17 protein-coding genes are annotated in these 17,007 nt (G+C 71.0%); 8 read left to right on the forward strand and 9 right to left on the reverse strand.

Annotated features, from left to right (window positions below):
• Positions 1 to 9: 9 nt before the first annotated feature.
• Together NVS89_RS03015 and NVS89_RS03020 are read right to left on the reverse strand one after the other, a co-directional pair.
• Positions 10 to 891, reverse strand: a complete 882-nt coding sequence (locus NVS89_RS03015; protein WP_258731001.1) for an MBL fold metallo-hydrolase — start codon at positions 889 to 891, stop codon at positions 10 to 12.
• A 38-nt stretch (positions 892 to 929) separates the two neighbouring features.
• Positions 930 to 1,133, reverse strand: a complete 204-nt coding sequence (locus tag NVS89_RS03020; protein WP_258731002.1) for a YgaP family membrane protein — start codon at positions 1,131 to 1,133, stop codon at positions 930 to 932.
• A gap of 180 nt (positions 1,134 to 1,313) precedes the next feature.
• Between NVS89_RS03020 and NVS89_RS03025 the strand changes: the two genes are divergently transcribed.
• Together NVS89_RS03025 and NVS89_RS03030 are read left to right on the forward strand one after the other, a co-directional pair.
• Positions 1,314 to 3,095 (forward strand): chloride channel protein, encoded by a 1,782-nt coding sequence (locus tag NVS89_RS03025; protein WP_258731003.1) that lies wholly within the window; start codon positions 1,314 to 1,316, stop codon positions 3,093 to 3,095.
• A 164-nt stretch (positions 3,096 to 3,259) separates the two neighbouring features.
• Entirely contained in the window at positions 3,260 to 3,964 is a 705-nt protein-coding gene (locus tag NVS89_RS03030) for an SH3 domain-containing protein (protein ID WP_258731004.1), read from the forward strand.
• Between the two features lie 75 nt (positions 3,965 to 4,039).
• Here NVS89_RS03030 and NVS89_RS03035 read toward each other — a convergent pair whose 3' ends face one another.
• From NVS89_RS03035 to NVS89_RS03045, 3 genes are all read right to left on the reverse strand, one after another.
• Positions 4,040 to 4,615 (reverse strand): hypothetical protein, encoded by a 576-nt coding sequence (locus NVS89_RS03035; protein WP_258731005.1) that lies wholly within the window; start codon positions 4,613 to 4,615, stop codon positions 4,040 to 4,042.
• Positions 4,616 to 4,728: 113 nt separating this feature from the next.
• Positions 4,729 to 6,045 carry an ATP-binding protein gene (locus NVS89_RS03040; protein ID WP_258731006.1) on the reverse strand — a complete coding sequence of 439 codons (1,317 nt, stop codon included), beginning with the start codon at positions 6,043 to 6,045 and terminating at the stop codon, positions 4,729 to 4,731.
• Positions 6,046 to 6,052: 7 nt separating this feature from the next.
• Positions 6,053 to 6,769 carry a response regulator gene (locus NVS89_RS03045; protein WP_258731007.1) on the reverse strand — a complete coding sequence of 239 codons (717 nt, stop codon included), beginning with the start codon at positions 6,767 to 6,769 and terminating at the stop codon, positions 6,053 to 6,055.
• Between the two features lie 304 nt (positions 6,770 to 7,073).
• On the opposite strand from NVS89_RS03045, the gene NVS89_RS03050 reads away from it, so the two are divergent.
• The 4 genes from NVS89_RS03050 to NVS89_RS03065 are packed head-to-tail and all read left to right on the forward strand — an operon-like array spanning position 7,074 to position 10,425.
• A complete protein-coding gene (locus NVS89_RS03050; protein ID WP_258731008.1) occupies positions 7,074 to 7,364 on the forward strand; it encodes a cysteine rich repeat-containing protein in 291 nt (96 codons plus the stop codon).
• A 21-nt stretch (positions 7,365 to 7,385) separates the two neighbouring features.
• Positions 7,386 to 8,588: an efflux RND transporter periplasmic adaptor subunit gene (locus tag NVS89_RS03055; protein WP_258731009.1), complete on the forward strand. Its 1,203-nt coding sequence runs from the start codon at positions 7,386 to 7,388 to the stop codon at positions 8,586 to 8,588.
• Complete coding sequence (locus NVS89_RS03060) at positions 8,585 to 9,745, forward strand: ABC transporter permease (protein WP_258731010.1); 1,161 nt, start codon at positions 8,585 to 8,587, stop codon at positions 9,743 to 9,745. Before NVS89_RS03055 ends, NVS89_RS03060 begins: the two co-directional genes overlap by 4 nt.
• Complete coding sequence (locus tag NVS89_RS03065; protein ID WP_258731011.1) at positions 9,742 to 10,425, forward strand: ABC transporter ATP-binding protein; 684 nt, start codon at positions 9,742 to 9,744, stop codon at positions 10,423 to 10,425. Before NVS89_RS03060 ends, NVS89_RS03065 begins: the two co-directional genes overlap by 4 nt.
• Positions 10,426 to 10,453: 28 nt before the next feature.
• Here NVS89_RS03065 and NVS89_RS03070 read toward each other — a convergent pair whose 3' ends face one another.
• The 4 genes from NVS89_RS03070 to NVS89_RS03085 all read right to left on the reverse strand — a co-directional run bounded on the left by NVS89_RS03070 (position 10,454) and on the right by NVS89_RS03085 (position 13,822).
• The gene (locus tag NVS89_RS03070; RefSeq protein WP_258731012.1) at positions 10,454 to 11,335 is read right to left on the reverse strand and encodes a LysR family transcriptional regulator; all 882 of its coding nucleotides are present in this window, start codon (positions 11,333 to 11,335) and stop codon (positions 10,454 to 10,456) included.
• Between the two features lie 30 nt (positions 11,336 to 11,365).
• Entirely contained in the window at positions 11,366 to 12,415 is a 1,050-nt protein-coding gene (locus tag NVS89_RS03075; RefSeq protein ID WP_258731014.1) for a YeiH family protein, read from the reverse strand.
• Between the two features lie 238 nt (positions 12,416 to 12,653).
• On the reverse strand, positions 12,654 to 13,013 hold the full coding sequence (locus NVS89_RS03080; RefSeq protein WP_258731015.1) for a hypothetical protein: 360 nt from the start codon (positions 13,011 to 13,013) through the stop codon (positions 12,654 to 12,656).
• A 128-nt stretch (positions 13,014 to 13,141) separates the two neighbouring features.
• A complete protein-coding gene (locus NVS89_RS03085; protein ID WP_374114513.1) occupies positions 13,142 to 13,822 on the reverse strand; it encodes a flavin reductase family protein in 681 nt (226 codons plus the stop codon).
• Between the two features lie 241 nt (positions 13,823 to 14,063).
• Here NVS89_RS03085 and NVS89_RS03090 point away from each other — a divergent pair, with 241 nt between their 5' ends.
• Entirely contained in the window at positions 14,064 to 15,134 is a 1,071-nt protein-coding gene (locus NVS89_RS03090; RefSeq protein ID WP_258731016.1) for an aldose epimerase family protein, read from the forward strand.
• A 33-nt stretch (positions 15,135 to 15,167) separates the two neighbouring features.
• On the forward strand, positions 15,168 to 16,973 hold the full coding sequence (locus NVS89_RS03095) for an IlvD/Edd family dehydratase (protein ID WP_258731017.1): 1,806 nt from the start codon (positions 15,168 to 15,170) through the stop codon (positions 16,971 to 16,973).
• Positions 16,974 to 17,007 lie beyond the last annotated feature (34 nt).

Below are 17,007 nucleotides of genomic sequence, written 5' to 3' on the forward strand. Positions count from 1 at the left end.
CGACCATATTCAGCCCCAGTTGGCGCCCTTGAGCAGATCGAGCGGGATCTTCAGATAACGCGTCCCGTTCGATTCCGGCTCCGGCAGCCGTCCTCCGTTGGTGTTGATCTGCAAGGAATGCAGGATCAGCTTCGGCATGGGAAGGGAGCGGTCGCGCGCCTCGCGTATGGCGACGAACTCGGCTTCGCTCTTGCACTTGGCCATATGGATGTTGGCCGCCTTCTGCTCGGCGACCGTGGATTCCCACAGCGGCGGACGCCCGCCCGGCTGGTAGTCGTGGCCGGTGAAGATGCGGGTCTCGTCCGGCAGGGCGAGAATGGCCTTGATCGATTCCCACAGCACCCTGGCGCTGCCGCCTGGAAAATCCGCCCGCGCCGTGCCGCTGTCGGGCATGAACAGAGTGTCGTGCACGAAGGCGGCGTCGCCGATCACATAGGTGATCGACGCCAGCGTATGGCCGGGCGAGAACATCACCTTCGCCTCGATGTCGCCGACCTTGAAGGTGTCGCCATCGGCGAACAGCCGGTCCCATTGCGAGCCGTCGGCGGGGAAGTCCGGCCAGTTGTAGAAGCCCTTCCAGAGCTGCTGCACGTCCTTCACCTTCTCGCCGATCGCGGTCGGCGCGCCGGTCTTCTGCTTGAGATAGAACGCGGCCGAGAAATGGTCGGCATGGGGATGGGTGTCGAGGATCCACTCGACCGCGTAGCCCTTCTGCCGCACGAAATCGAGAATGCGGTCGGCATTGCGCGAGGCCGTCTGGCCTGACTTCTCGTCGAAATCATAGACCGGGTCGACGATGGCGCACTTCTTCGTCGCCGGATCGGCGACGACGTACTGGACCGACCAGGTGCGCGGATCGAAGAAGCCGGTCACTTCGGGTTTCTGGGTCATTTCTCTTACGCCTTGCTTGCTGGCTGACGTCGCGGCGCTCACTTGCGCGCGCCGAGCGGGCAGGTGGAGATGCCGAGGATCGAATAGAGCGGGCAGGTGCCGAGGAAGCCGGTGAGCAGCGGCACGAGGCCGACCAGTCCCACCCAGCGCATGGCACCGTGCAGCACGAGGATCAGCGACAGCAGCGCCAGACCGACGATGATGCGCAGCACGCTGTCGATGCGTCCGATATTGCGGGTCATGTCCTCACCCCTTGAGCGCGGCAGGTTCGTCCCTGCCGTTTGTTTAAATACTTTGATTTCAAAAAAATGCAATCGTTTTTATGCAAGTATTAATGCGTATGAGGGCCTCCGGGCGCCATCGCGCTTGCACCCGGGCGCGCGGGCGCCTAGTCACGCGGGAAAGCATGCGGCGGGCGTGACGTGACAACCGGCTCGACTTCGGAACAGGAGACCCTCTGGCACCGGGTGCGCCGGCTTGCCCGCGCGAGCGAGCTGGGGCTCGTGCTCGCCGCCGCCGTGGTCGGCGTGCTGTCCGGGCTGGTGGTCGTGGCCATGAGCTCGGCCATGCAGGGCCTGCACGTGCTGATCTTCGGCATCGACCCGCACGGCCATCTCTCGATCGCGACCGGCCTGCCGGCAATGCTGGTGCTGCTCGCCCCGGCGCTGGGCGGGCTCGCCTTCGGCCTCGTCTCGGCGCTGCTGCGCCGGCGCGGCTTCGGCCAGCCGGTCGACCCGATCGAGGCCAATGCGCTGCATGGCGGGCGGATGTCGCTGAAGGACAGCCTGATCGTCGGCGCGCAGACCATCGCCTCCAGCGGGGTCGGCGCCTCGGTCGGGCTCGAGGCCGGCTACACCCAGGCGGCGAGCGGCGTCGCCTCGCGCCTCGGGCAGGTCTTCCATCTGCGCCGTGCCGACCTCAGGCTGATGGTCGGCTGCGGCGCCGGGGCGGCGATCGGGGCCGCCTTCAACGCCCCGCTGATGGGCGCGTTCTACGGCTTCGAGCTGATCCTCGGCACCTATGCGATCCCCGCCTTCGTGCCGATGATGACGGCGAGCTTCACCGCCACGCTGACGCGGCAGACCCTGCTGCCGGACATGCCCCCGCCATTGCCCGCGCTCGGCGCGCCGCAGATGAGCGACCTGCCCGCCATCCTGCTGCTGGGCATTCTGTGCGCGCTGATCGGCATCGTCATCATGCGCGGGGTGACGCTGGTCGAGGCCGGCTTCCGGCGCTCGGCGCTGCCGGCGGCGCTGCGCCCGATGATCGGCGGGCTGATCGTCGGCGCGCTGGCGCTGTGGAGCCCGGCCGTGTTCTCGGCCGGCCACGGCGCCGTCTACTACTATATCGGCGCCGACGCGACGCTCACCTTCCTGCTGATGCTGCTCGGCGCCAAGGTGATCGCCTCGGCGGTGTCGATCGGCGCCGGTTTCCGCGGCGGCCTGTTCTTCGCCTCGGTGCTGATGGGGGTGCTGGCCGGGCGCGCCTATGCGGCCGGGCTCGACCTCTTCGTGCCGGGCGTCGCGGAATCGCACGCGCTCTATGCGCTGATCGGCATGAGCGCGCTGGCGGTGGCGGTGGTCGGCGGGCCGATGACCATGACGCTGCTGGCGCTGGAGATGACGGACGACCTGACCCTGACGCTGGCGGTGCTGGCGGCGGCGGCGGCGGCCTCGCTGATCACGCGGCGCCTGTTCGGCTTCTCCTTCACCACATGGCGCTTCCACCTGCGCGGCGAGAACATCCGCGGCGCCCATGACGTGGGCTGGGTGCGCGACCTCACCGTCGAGACCTTGATGCGCCGCGAGGTGCCGCAGGTCAGCGCCGACATGACGATCGAGGAGGCGCGCAGGGCCTATCCGCCCGGCTCCACCAGCTATCTGGTGGCGACGACGCCCGAGGGCTTCTATGCCGGCATGGTACCGCCCGCCGCGCTCTACGAGGCGCGCGAGAGCGAGGAGGACGCGGACGCCCCGCCCGCCACGGTGCGCGCGCTGCTGCGCCAGGTCGACGACACGCTGCGTCCGGCGATGACGATCCGCAAGGCTCTCTCGGCCTTCGCCCATGCCGAGGCCGATGCGCTGGCCGTGACCACGCCGGAGCGGCGCATCGTCGGCATCCTCAGCGAGGCCCACGCGGTGAAGCGCTACAGCGACGAGATGGGCCGCCGGCTGAGCGAGCTCACCGGCGAGCGGCTCGACTGACGGCGCCCTTTGGCGCCGTTGCGTCGCTCCCGCCGGCGCGCTGTCACAAATTGAAACACGGGCGAGACAGGCTGGTGATCCCCGGCAGCTACCAAGAAGGTCAGGGCATACCGTGCGCACCGGTTCGCGGCGGGGTGCCGTCATCCTGCCAGGGGGAATTTGGCATGCTGAAGAAGCTCTTCGTCGCCGCCGCGCTGATCGCCGGCGCCACGCTGGCCGGCACCGCGTCGGGCAACGCCGCCACCGCCGCCGTCTCCACCGCCAACGTCAATCTGCGGGCCGGGCCCTCGACCGCCTATCCGGCCGTCACCGTCGTGCCGGCCGGCACGCCGATCACCACCTTCGGCTGCGTCAGCGGCTATAGCTGGTGCGACATCGCCTTCGCCGGCTATCGCGGCTGGGTGGCGGCGAGCTACATCCAGCTCGTCTATGGCGGCGCGCCGGTGGTGCTGACCGCGCCGGTCGCGGCGGCGGTCGGCATCGGCGTGGTCGCCTTCAACCGCGCCTATTGGGATCAGTACTACACCGCCTATCCCTGGTATGGCCGCTGGGCCGCCTACCCGCCTCCGCGCGCCTACGGGCCCTATCCGGCGCCGCGCGTCACCTCGCACAGCCGCGACGTGACCTGCGCCAACGGCTCGTGCACCGGCACCAGCGGCACCACCGGCCGCTATGGCGGCTCGACCTCGCAGACCCGCACCTGCGCCGACGGAAGCTGCAGCTCGACCCGCAACACCGAGGGGCCCTATGGCGGAAGCGCCACCCGCACCCGCTCCTGTGCCTATGGCGAAGGCTGCTCCGCGACGCGTTCGGGCGTGACCGGCGGCGGACGAACCTTCGGCGGCACGCGCAGCTTCAGCCGCTGGTAGCGCCGCCGCCACGCCGGGCAAACGAAAAGGCCGGGAGCTGGCTCCCGGCCTTCTTCACGTCGGAATGCCGCCGGTTCAGAGCGGCGTTCCCCAGCCCTCGCCACGGCGCCATTCGACGAAGCGGACGACGCGCTCGACCAGCCGCGACTGCATCTGCTTGACCATGTCGAGCTGGCCCGGCGTCAGCTTGGCCTTCAGCGCGTCCGCCGCCGCCTGGAGCGTCTTCGCCTTTTCGGCGCGCTCGATGGCGCTCGAAGTGATGTCGTCCACGAGGTCGAAGGCGGCGGCCTCCTCGCGAGTCTTCCTGTCGGTCCAGCGCCCGACCCGCTCGCCGGTCGGGATGAAGGCGATCAGCGCGCCCGTATAGGCCCGCCACGCCTCCATCTGGTCCGGCGTGATGCCGAGCGCGGTCTCCTGCGCCGACAGCAGCGCGCCGGCGACGAGGCGCGCCATCGTTCCGTCGAAGGCCGGCATGCCCGGCCCGAAGGCCGGCACGTCGCAGGGCCCGGCCTCCCGGAAGCCCCCGCCGAGCGGATCGGCGCGCAGGTGTACGACGCCGAGCGCGGGCAGCGCGAGGGCGGCGAGCGCACCGGCGGCCAGAGCCCCGCCCAGCACGGTCCGCAGCGATGCCTTTGTCGAAAGCAGTCTCATGGCAGTCATCCTTTGCCGTTGAGGAGGACCGCACCCTGGGACGGCAATGTCTCCCCCGGCCTACGCGCGCATGTCGATTTGTTTCAGTGCCCCAAGCCTGGGGCAGCGGCGCCTCAGGCGGCGGGCAGCGCCACAGTGATGCGCAGCCCGCCATGCGCGCTGTCGCCGAGTTCGATCGTGCCGCCATGCAGGTCGACGATGCGCCGGACGATGGTAAGGCCGAGCCCTGCGCCGCCGCTGTCGCGGTTGCGCGAGGCGTCGATCCGGTAGAACGGCTCGAACACATGGGCGCGCTCGTCCGGCGGGATGCCGGGGCCATCATCCTCGACCTGCAGGATCACATGCGGCCCCTCCGCCCGCACGCTGAGAAACGCGCAATGGCCGTGGCGCAGCGCGTTGCCGACGAGGTTCGCGCACAGCCGCTCCAGCGTCTTCTCGCCCACAGCGACCCGGGCGGGCTCGCCGGGCAGGTCGAGACGGATCGGCTCCGGCGCGGCATGGCCGGCGCGAAAGCGCGTGAGCACGGCGCCGAGGTCCGCGACCGCCGGCTCGGCGGACGAGAACGAGCTCTGCGCGAAGTCGAGCGTGTCCTCCACCAGCGCCTGCATCGCTTCGACATCGGCGACGGCGCCGGCGCGGTGGCGGCTCTCCGGCATCATCTCCACCCGCAGCCGCAGCCGCGTGAGATAGGTGCGCAGGTCGTGCGAGATTGCCCCCAGCGTAAGGGTGCGGTTCCTCACCAGCGTCGCGATGCGCTCCTGCATGGCGTTGACGGCGCGGATCAGCGCGCGCAGCTCCGGCGCGCCCTTCTCGGGGATCGCGACCGGGTCGAGCTGGCCGCCGATGCGGTCGACCTCGCGGGCGAGCCGGGTCAGCGGCTTCATCTCGCGCGCCACCGCGGCGAGCGCGGCCACCGCCACCAGCACGCCGAACACGCCGGCGAAGAAGCCGATCGGGATGCCGAGCAGGCGCACCGTCACCCGGTCCTTCACGTCGAGGACGAGATAGTCGCCGGTGGCGAGCTGGACATAGACCCGGAACGTCTCGCCCGGATGCGCCTTGTCGCGCGGATCGAAGCGCGCCAGCACCCGGCGCCCGGAATAGCCCGAGACGTCGAGCGCCGCGCGGATCGAGAGCTCCACCCGGTGCAGCGAGGTGGCGCCGGCATCGTCCGCCGGCGGCTCGGCGACCAGCGAGACGTTGCGCCCGTTCTCGGACAGCGCGGTGAACAGGTCCGGCCGCAGCGCGGGCGGCGCCCGCTCGACCAGGCGCACCAGCGAGACCACCTGGCGCGGCAGGGCGGGCGAGGCCTCCCCCAGCAGGCTGCGCCCGTCGCCCTGGCCGAAATAGAACAGCAGCGCCAGAAGCTGGATGGCGAGCAGCGCCATCGCCACGATGAGGATGATGCGCGCGAGCAGGCCGAGGCGCATCGCCGCCTCACGCGTCGCGCACGTCGGCGGAGAACAGATAGCCGGCATTGCGCACCGTGGTGATGATCTGCTCCTCCTCCGGCAGGCACTGGGCGAGCTTGGCGCGCAGCCGCGAGACGGTGACGTCGATGGTCCGGTCGAACGGGTCGGCCGAGCGCCCGCGGGTCCAGTCGAGGAGCTGGTCGCGCGAGAGCACGCGGCCCGGCCGCTCGAGGAAACAGGTGAGCAGGTCGAACTCCGCCGTGGTCAGGTTCACCCGCTGCCCGCCATCGTCCTCGATCACGCGGGCGTCGAGATCGGCCACCAGCCGGGCGAAGCGCTTGCGCCGGCGCTCGGGCGCGCCTGCCGAGAGCGCCCCGGTCGAGCGGCGCAACAGGGCGCGGATGCGGGCCAGCAATTCGCGCGGGTTGAACGGCTTGCCGAGATAGTCGTCGGCGCCGATCTCCAGCCCGACGATGCGGTCTATGTCGTCGTGCCGGGCGGTGAGCATGAGGATCGGCACGCGCGAGCGAGCCCGCAGGCGCCGGCAGATCGACAGCCCGTCCTCCCCCGGCAGCATGATGTCGAGAATGACGAGGTCCGGCATGCCGCGCATCAGCGCGCGGTCCATCAGAGCGCCGCTCTCGACCGCCTCGACCGCATAGCCCTCGCCGCCGAGAAAATCGGAAAGCAGGCCGCGTATGTCTCGGTCGTCCTCGACCAGGAGTAGCCGTTCCGCCGTCATGGAAGCGGCATGACAGCGGCCGGCCCGCGAGGCAAGCCGCGACCGGTGCGCCGATACAAACTGTTACGAAAAACCGGCTTTCCGAGACATCTGCGCAAAGCGGCGCGCCCATCCTCGCCCTGTACCGAGACGCACCACACCCCGGTCCTCTCGGCAGGCGGGCCGTTCGCGGCCGGCCGGGGCGATGGAGCCCGTCCACCGACCGCCCCACTGGGCGGGCTCCATGCCCAATCGCTCCATGCCCGATCCGCGGAGCGGCACGCCGTGCCGGCCGCGCGTCTCCCCTCGAACTGGATGGAACCCCATGCTCCGCAGACTGAACCTTCGCGCCGCCCTCGTGCTCGCTTTGGCCGGCATTGCCGGCGTCGTCCTCACCGGCAGCGCCTTCGCGCAGACGCCGGCGATGGCGCAGAACCTGTCGACCGCGCAGCGGCAGGCGATCCGTGCCGCCTGCGAGGCCGACATCCGCTCGGCCTGTGCCGGCATCCAGCCGGGCGGCGGCCGCATCCTCGAATGCATGAAGGCCAACCCGGACAAGATCTCGCAGCCCTGCAAGGATGCGCTGCTCTCCGCCCGCGCCGCGCAGGCGCAGTGACGTCAGGCCGGCGCGTCTTCGATGAACGTCCAGCCCGACCTCGACCAGTTCCAGTCGCTGCGCCCGCCGGTGCCGCGCGCACGGTCGCGCGGCAGGCTGCGCTTGGCGGGGCTGGCGCTCGCCCTGCTCGCCGCCGCCCTGTTCGGCGGGCGCTATCTCTATCCCCACGCCGTCGCGGGCGAGACGGTGCGCCCGGGCAGCCTCACCGTCGAACTCCGGGGGCCCGGCACGCTCGCCGCGCTGTCGGAGGCGAGCGTCGGCAGCCGGATCCAGGGCCGCATCGACAGCCTTGCCGTCGATCGCAACGATAAGGTGACGAAGGGCGAGGTGCTGGCCCGCCTCGGCTTTGACGACCTCGCCGGCGAGCTTACCTCGGCGCAGGCGAGCGCCGATGCCTCCGGGCGCGCGGTCGCCACCGCCGAGGCCGAGCGCGACCGCGCCGCTGCAGCGCTGGAGCAGGCGCGCGCGACCCATGAGCGGCAGGTGACGCTGATCGCCAAAGGCGTGGTGAGCGAGGCGACGCTGGACGACGCGCTCTCCGCCCGCCGCCAGGCCGAGGCCGAGCTCGTGCGCACCAAGCGGGCGATCGAGCAGGCGGAGGCCGAGCGCGACGCCGCGAAGGCCCGCGTCGCCGTTGCCCGCGCCCAGCTCGACGACAGCGTGATCCGCGCGCCGATCGACGGCGTGGTGGTCTCGCGCGCGCATTATCTCGGCGAGGTGCTCACGCCCGGCACCGAGCTCCTGCACATCGTCGACCCGAAGAGCCTCGTCCTCACCACGCGGCTGGACGAGAGCACGATCGCCGCCGTGCAGGCCGGACAGACGGCGACCGTCACCTTCGGCCCCGCGCAGGCGCCGATCACCGGCCACGTGCTGCGGCTCGACCGCGAGGTGGACGAGGAGACGCGCGAGTTCGAGCTCGACATCGCGCTCGACACGCTGCCGGTGAACTGGGCGCTCGGCCAGCGCGGCATCGCCCGGCTCGCGATCGAGACCCGGACCGGCGTGCTCACCGTGCCGAAATCCTTCATCGCCCGGCGGAACGGCATTCCCGGCTTGTGGGTGGCGCGGAACGGGCGCGCGCACTGGCGCGAGGTCGGCCTCGGCGCCGCCGGCGAGACCCGGGTCGAGGTTACGCGCGGCCTCGCGGGGGGCGACACGGTGCTGGCCCCGGACGGCGTGTTCGCCGGCATGCGGGTGCGCGTCGAGGAGACCCGCCCATGAACCTCGCGCTTAAGGACGCCATCCACTCCCCCACCCGCTTCGCGCTCACCGCGTTCGGCGTCGCCTTCCTGATGACGGCGATGATCGGCATGACCGGGCTCTATCGCGGCGTGGTCGAGGACGCGCTGCTGATCATCGAGCGCATCGACGCCGATCTGTGGGTGGTTCAGGGCGAGCGCGCCGGCCCGTTCGCGGAAGGCTCCGCCGTCGCGCCGGACATGGACCGGCGCGTGGAGGGCGTGCCCGGCGTCGCCGATGTGCGCCGCTTCACCCAGTTCACCCAGCAATTCGCCTTCGACGGCGCGACGCGGCGGGCCACCCTCACCGGCGTCGACGTGCCCCGCGACGACGGGCACTGGCTGCCGCTCACCGCCGGACGCTGGCTTCATGCCGGGCGCTACGAGGCTATCGCCGACGCCAGCACCGGCCTTCATGTCGGCGACCGGGTGCGGCTCGGGCTCGACGATTACGACATCGTCGGCTTGACCCGGCACATGGTCGATTCCGCCGGCGACGGGCTGATGTTCGTCTCGATCAACGACGCCACCGCCATCGCCCAGCGCCGCACCTCGGAGGAGGTGCACCTCGCCCGCGCCACCCATGGCGAGCTTGCCGCCTCGCCGGACGGCAGCTCGGTGGCGCAGGAGAGCAAGATCGCCGCCGTGCTGGTGCGGCTCGACCCGGCGGCGGACCCCGCACAGGTGATCGCGGCGATGGAGCGCTGGGGCGACGTGCGCGTGCTCACCACCGCCCAGCAGCGCGACCTGATGCTGAACGCGCGGCTGTGGAAGCTGCGGCTGCAGATCCTCGCCTTCACCGGGCTGATCCTGATCATCACCGCCATCGTGGTCTCGCTCATCATCTACACCATGACCATCGAGAAGCTGCACGAGATCGCGCTGCTCAAGCTCATGGGCGCGCGCGAAAGCGTGGTGGCGGGGATGATCGGCCAGCAGGCCGGGATGATCGGCCTCGCCGGCTTCGCGCTCTCGCTGCTGATCGCGCGGCTGGTGTTCCCGCTGTTCCCGCGCCGGGTGGTGATGGACCCGCCCGACCTCGCCGCGCTCGGCCTGGCGCTGGCGCTGATCTGCGCGGTAGCGGCCTGGGTGGGTATTGCGCGCGCCTCGAAGGTGAGCGCGCGCGAGGTGCTCTCGTGAGCGGCCCGGTGCTCAGCGTGCGCGGCCTGACGCGCCATTATGCGAGCCCGAGCGGGCTGGTGCGGGCGCTCGACGACGTCTCGCTGGAGATCGCGGCGGGGGAGCTGGTCGGCATCTTCGGGCCGAGCGGCTCGGGCAAGAGCACCTTCCTGATGATGGCCGGCCTGCTGGAGGCGCCGACCGCCGGCGAGGTCTGGCTCGCCGGGCAGCGTGTCTCCCATGCCGGGACCGATGTCGACGGGCTGCGCGAGGTGCGCCGGCACCAGATCGGCTTCGTGTTCCAGCGCGCCAACCTCATCCCGTTCCTCTCCGCCAGCGAGAACGTCGCGCTCAGCCTCGAGATCGCCGACGTCGCGGGGGCGGACGCGATGGCCCATGCGCGGCGCCTTCTGGCGGCGCTCGACCTCGCCCATCGCGCCGACAACCTGCCGACCCGGCTGTCGGGCGGCGAGCAGCAGCGGGTCGCGGTGGCGCGGGCGCTCGCCAACGGCCCGCCGCTGATCCTCGCCGACGAGCCGACCGCCGCGCTCGACAGCGTGCGCGGGCGGCAGGTGATGGAGCTGTTCCGCCGCATCGCCGCCACCCAGGGCGCGGCGATCGCCGTGGTCACGCACGACCCGCGCTCGACCGACCTGTTCGACCGCATCGTCCATTTCGAGGACGGGCGCATGGTGGCGTGAGGCGGAACGGGGCCGGCCCGCGCGCGCCTCACTCCTGCCCGGCGAGGGCGAGGAAGGCCTGCGCGGCGCGGGTCGTGTAGCGCTCCTTGTGCCGGAGCGCGAGGAACTCGCGGGCGGGCAGCGCATAGTCGACCAGCGCCAGCGTGCCGGCACGGATGGCGCCGTCGACCACGCGGCGCGAGATCACGCTCACCCCGCTGCCGGCCTCGACCGCGACGCGGATCGCCTCGTTGGAGGGATATTCCAGCACCACGTTCAGCGTCTCCGGCGCCAGCCCACGCGCGCCGAGGAACGCTTCCAGCATCGCCCGCGTGCCCGAGCCGGTCTCGCGCAGCACCCAGGGGCCGGCCTTCAGCTCCTCGACCGCGCGCGGGGGGCGCCAGGTCCAGGGATGGGTGACCGGCGCCACCAGCACCATCTCGTCGCGCGCGACGACCTGTTTCGCCAGCGCCGGCTCGTCGAGCTCGCCCTCGACAAAGCCGAGATCGGCCGCGCCCTCCTGCACCCTTCCGGCGACGAAGTCGGTATTGCCGATCTCCACCCGCACGGTGATGCCGGGATAGAGCGCGCGGAAACGGGCGATCACGCCCGGCAGCCAGTAATTGCCGACGGTCTGGCTGCCCGCCAGCTCAAGCCTTCCGCGCTCCAGCCCGGCGAGGTCGAGCAGCACCTGCTCGGCGGCGGCGGCCTGCGCCAGCACGGCGCGCGCCTCGACCAGGAACAGGCGCCCGGCCTCGGTGAGCGCGATGCGCCGGCCGACGCGGTCGAACAGCCGGGTGGCGTGACGCGCTTCGAGCGCCGCGACGGCGGCGCTCGTTGCCGAGGGTGTCAGGTTGAGCGCCTCGGCCGCCCGGGTGAGGTGCTCGCGTTCGGCGACGGCGACGAAGATGCGAAGCTGCTCGAGTGTCATGGCACCTCGTCGCCGGGCCTCAGCAGGGCCTCATGTGGTCATCTTCACCAGCATTAGGCTGAAAGAGGCGATGAACACAAAGGCGGCGAGGCCGAGGATGAAGGGCTTCACGCCCTTGGCGCGCAGCTTGGCGATGTCGGTCTCCAGTCCCATCGCCGCCAGCGCCATGGAAAGCATGAAGGTGGTGGCGAGCACGATCACGCTCTTGGCCTCCGGCGGCACCGTCACGACGCTGTTCACGCCGACCAGGGCGATGAAGCCGAGCACGAACCAGGGCAGCGGCGGCTTGGCCCGGGCCGCGCCGTGATGGGCGTGGTGCGAGGCGCGGCGGGTGGCGACGAGGCCGAGCGCGATCACCACCGGCGCCAGCATCATCACGCGGGAGAGCTTGGCGATGGTGCCGAACTCGCCGGCCGACTGGCCCTGCTGGTAGGCCGCCGCGACCACCTGCGCGATCTCGTGCACCGAGGAGCCGGTCCACAGCCCGTAGGCGTGGGCGTCGAGCCCCAGCACGCCGGGCAGCAGCGGATAGAGGAACATGGCGATCGAGCCGAAGACGGTGACGCAGGCCACCGCATAGGCGACGTCTTCGTCGGAGGCGCGCGTCACCGTGTTGGTGGCGATCACCGCCGAGGCGCCGCAGATCGAGGTGCCGGCGGCGATCAGCTCAGCGAGCTTGCCCTCGACCCCCATCACCCGGCCGAGCCCGATGGTGAAGAGGAAGGTCGCGACCAGGGTGAGGATGATGACGCCGACGCCCGTCGCCCCGACCTCCGCCACCTGCGCGGCGGTGAGCTGGAGGCCGAGCAGGATGATGGCGAAGCGCAGGATGCGGCGCAGCGAGAAGGTGACGCCCGGCTTCGCCCGGAGCGGCGTGCCCACCAGATTGTGCAGGGCGATGCCGATCATGATGGCGAGGATCATCGGGCTGAGCAGCCCGACCATGGGAAGCTGGCGCAGGCCGAAGGCGGCCGCTGCGATGGCCGCGGTCAGCGCCACGCCCGGCAGGATACCGAACCGCTCGAGCGCCGTGTGATGCTCGTGAACCGACTGCTGAACCAACTCCGCCTGCGACGCCATGGCCGTCTCTCCTTGGGTGACGGCCCTTGATCCCACGAATGTAACCATTCGATCCAGATCAAAATTTCGGACATTTCATTCGTTTATGATGAACGATAATGGCATGGCTCTGCGGCAGCGAGGAAAGGCTGTGAAAGCCTTGATTCAGAAGCCGCGCGAAACCCGCCCGCGCGGCCAGCCCGGGCGCACGAGAACGCCCGCGATCGAGCGCAGGGGACGGTGCGCGAGGGTACGCCCGTCAGTCCCAGTCGAAGGGTCGGCCCATGTCCTGGAAGCGGTGGTCGTGGCGGGGCGTGTGCCGGCCGGCGCGCGAAGCGACCCGCACCGGCACCGGGCGGAGCACCGTGCGCGGGGTGCCGCCGCCGGGCCCATCCGCCTCCTGGCCGAGCAGCATGACCGCGAAGCCCATCTGCACGCTGCCGAAGGTGACGCCGAGCGCGGCGGTGAGCGCCGCCACCGCGACAAAGCCCGAGGGCGATTCCCACACCAGCGTGCCGAGCCGGGCCACGTCGAGCAGGAGCAGTGTTCCCACGAACAGGGCGGCGACGCCGATGCCGATGACGGCATGGCGGATCAGGAAACGCACGAGCTGAGGCATCGGTGTGCCCTTTCTCGAACCGCGCCCGTCGCCGACAGTCCGGTCCGGCGCGCTTTCCCCGAGAATAGAGCGCGCGAAGGGGGCGGCAAGCCTCCTCTATTCCGCCAATTCCTCGTTCCGCCAATTCCTCATTCCGCGACGTCGCCGAGCGCCGCCTGCATGTCGGCCAGCGTCGGCGTCGGCATGTCGAAGCGGTCGCGAATGGTGGCGCAGGTCGAGCCGCCGAGCCGGGCGACGGCGTCGAGCCGGGCCGGGTCGATGCGCAGCCGCTCCGCGTCCACAACCTCGGCGCGGTAATGGGCATAGACGATCTCGCCGAGGATGATCTGGCGCGACCGGCCGAGCTCCAGCGTGACGTGCCGGCGGCACTCGAACGCGGCCGGCGCCTCGCGGATGAAGGGCGCGGCCACCTTGATGCCCGGCAGGGCGGTGAGGCCCGCCGCGGCGAGTTCGTCCGTGCCGGGCGGAAAGCCGACCCCGCACACATGCATCGCCTCGGCGATGGCGTGGGAGACGATGTTCACCGTGAACACCTCGGTGAGGCGGATGTTGAGCGCCGTGTCCTTGAACGACATGTCGGCATGGTTCTCCACCCCCAGCGCGAGGATCGGCGGATCGGCGGAGAGGCAGTTGAAGAAGCTGAACGGGGCGGCATTGACCCGGCCCTGCGGGTCGACCGTCGTCACCAGCGCGATGGGGCGCGGCACGATGGTGCCGATCATCAGCTTGTAGCGCTCGCGCTCGCCGAGTGCGCGGAAGTCGAAGCCGACATGCTCGTTGGTCTCGTCGCGCGGCTCGTCCACATCCATTCTCCTCGTCGGGCCGAACCGGCATCCACGCCGCGGCCGTGGAAGGCACGATGCACGCCTCATGCCGCCTTCGAAAAGCCCTGCGGCAGACGTCGCCGTGCCGCCAACCGGCGATGCTATGGTCCGTGCGCGGGCGGTGCCGGGCTTGATGTCGTGCGCGTCTTGCGGCCAAGTCCCGTTGCCGCGCGCATCTTCATGCTGGGGACCATCGGGTGGCAACAGCATTCGAGGGATGGACACAATGACCGGACGGCTGATCCGCGAGAGCTTCGGCGCGCTGCCCGACGGGCGGCCGGTCGAACGGCTGCGCCTCGTCGGCGAAGGCAGCTTCGAGGCCGCGATCATCACCTATGGCGCGGCGGTGCAGGCGCTGCACGTGCCCGACCGCGCCGGCGCGGTGGCGGACGTGGTGCTCGGCCATGACGCGCTCGCCCCCTATCTCGCCCATCGGCGCTATTTCGGCGCCGCCATCGGGCGCTACGCCAACCGCATCGCCGACGGCGCCTTCGCGCTCGACGGCGTGACCTACCGTGTCCCCGCCAATGAGGGCGCCAACGCCCTGCATGGCGGGTTCCAGGGCTTCGACCGCCGGCTCTGGCGGGTCGAGGCGGTGGAAGAGGACCCCGTGCCGCAGGCCAGCCTGTCCTATGTCAGCCCGGACGGCGAGGAGGGTTTTCCCGGCAACCTGCAGGTCCGCCTCACCTATGCGATCCCGGCGCCGGGTACGCTCTCCATCGCCTTCGAGGCGACCACGGACCGGCCGACCATCGCCAACCTAACCCATCACGGCTTCTTCAATCTCGCCGGCGTCGCGGCGGGCGGGAGCGTGCTCGACCATCACCTCACGCTGCTCGCAGAGCAGTATCTGCCGGTCGACACCGCCTCGATCCCGCTCGACGGACCGGCCCCGGTCGACGGCACGCCGTTCGACTTCCGCGCCGGCGCGGCGATCGGCGCGCACATCCGCGATCCGCACGAGCAGCTCAGCCTCGGCCATGGCTACGATCACAATTACTGCCTGCCCGGCGGGCACGCGGACGCGCCCCGGCTCGCCGCGCGGGTCGAGCATCCCGGCTCCGGCCGGGTGATGGAGCTGCTGACCGACCAGCCCGGGCTGCAGTTCTATTCCGGCAATTTCCTCGACGGCGCCGGGGCGGGCAAGTCCGGCCGGCTGCACCGCCAGTCCGACGCCTTCTGCCTCGAGCCGCAGGGCTGGCCCGACGCCCCGAACCGGCCGGACTATCCCGGCGTGCGGCTCGACCCGGGCGACACCTACCGCCACGTCTCGCTCTACCGCTTCTCCACGATTTGACCCCGCCTCCGACCCCGCACGCAGGAGCCCGCCATGCACGGCAACGCCCCCACATCCGACCGCCGGCTCCGCTCCCGCGCCTGGTTCGACAACCCCGCCAATGTCGACATGACCGCGCTCTATCTCGAGCGCTACCTCAATTTCGGCCTCAGTCAGGAGGAGTTGCAGTCCGGCCGGCCGATCATCGGCATCGCCCAGACCGGCTCGGACCTCTCCCCCTGCAACCGCCACCATCTCGACCTCGCCAAACGGGTGCGCGAGGGCATACGCGAGGCCGGCGGCATCGCCATCGAGTTCCCGGTCCACCCGATCCAGGAGACCGGCAAGCGCCCGACCGCCGGGCTCGACCGCAACCTCGCCTATCTTGGCCTCGTCGAGGTGCTGTACGGCTATCCGCTCGACGGCGTGGTGCTCACCATCGGCTGCGACAAGACCACCCCCGCCTGCCTGATGGCGGCGGCGACGGTGAACATTCCCGCCATCGCGCTCTCGGTCGGGCCGATGCTCAACGGCTGGTTCCGCGGCGAGCGCACCGGCTCGGGCACCATCGTGTGGAAGGCCCGCGAGATGCTGGCGGCGGGCGAGATCGACGAGGCCGGCTTCGTGAAGCTGGTCGCCTCCTCCGCCCCCTCCACCGGCTTCTGCAACACCATGGGTACGGCGACGACCATGAACTCGCTGGCCGAGGCGCTGGGCATGCAGCTTCCCGGCTCCGCCGCCATTCCCGCGCCCTATCGCGACCGGCAGGAGATGGCCTACCGCACCGGGCTGCGCATCGTCGGCATGGTGCATGAGGACCTCAAGCCCTCCGACATCCTCACCCGCGACGCCTTCCTCAACGCCATCCGCGTCAATTCGGCCATCGGCGGCTCGACCAACGCGCCGATCCACCTCAACGCCCTCGCCCGCCATATCGGCGTCGAGCTCGACCTCGACGACTGGCAGGCCCATGGCGAGGAGATCCCGCTGCTGGTGAACCTGCAGCCCGCGGGCGAGTATCTCGGCGAGGACTATTACCGCGCGGGCGGCGTGCCGGCGGTGGTCGCCGAGCTGATGAAGCAGGGCCTGATCGCCGAGGACGCGCTTACCGCGAACGGGCGCACGCTCGGCGAGAACTGCCGCGACGCGGCGATCCTCGACGAGGCGGTGATCCACCCCTTCGAGCGCCCGCTGAAGGAGAAGGCCGGCTTCCGTGTGCTGCGCGGCAACCTGTTCGACACCGCCATCATGAAGCTGAGCGTCATCAGCCCCGAATTCCGCGAACGCTACCTCTCCAACCCGGACGATCCCGATGCCTTCGAGGGGCCCGCGGTCGTGTTCGACGGGCCGGAGGACTATCACGCCCGCATCGACGACCCCGCCCTCGCCATCGACGGGACCACCGTGCTGTTCATGCGCGGCGCCGGCCCGATCGGCTATCCCGGCGCCGCCGAGGTGGTGAACATGCGCGCGCCCGACTACCTGATCCGCGCCGGCATCCACGCCCTGCCCTGCATCGGCGACGGGCGCCAGTCCGGCACCTCCGGCTCGCCCTCGATCCTCAACGCCTCGCCCGAGGCGGCGGCCGGCGGCGGGCTCGCCTTGCTGCGCACCGGCGACCGCGTGCGCGTCGACCTCAAGCGCGGTTCCGCCGACATGCTGGTGCCCGAGGACGAGCTGGCGGCGCGTCGGCGCGCGCTTGAAGAAGACGGCGGCTATCGCTACCCGGCCAGCCAGACGCCCTGGCAGGAGCTTCAGCGCGGCGTGGTCGGCCAGCTCGAGACCGGCGCGGTGCTGGAGCCGGCGGTGAAGTACCAGCGCATCGCCCAGAGCCGGGGGTTGCCGCGCGACAACCATTGACGGGCGGCCCGCCGTCCCCCGGCGGCGAAGCCGT

It is taken from the genome of Ancylobacter mangrovi, from assembly GCF_024752355.1.
Taxonomy (GTDB): Bacteria; Pseudomonadota; Alphaproteobacteria; order Rhizobiales; family Xanthobacteraceae; genus Ancylobacter; species Ancylobacter mangrovi.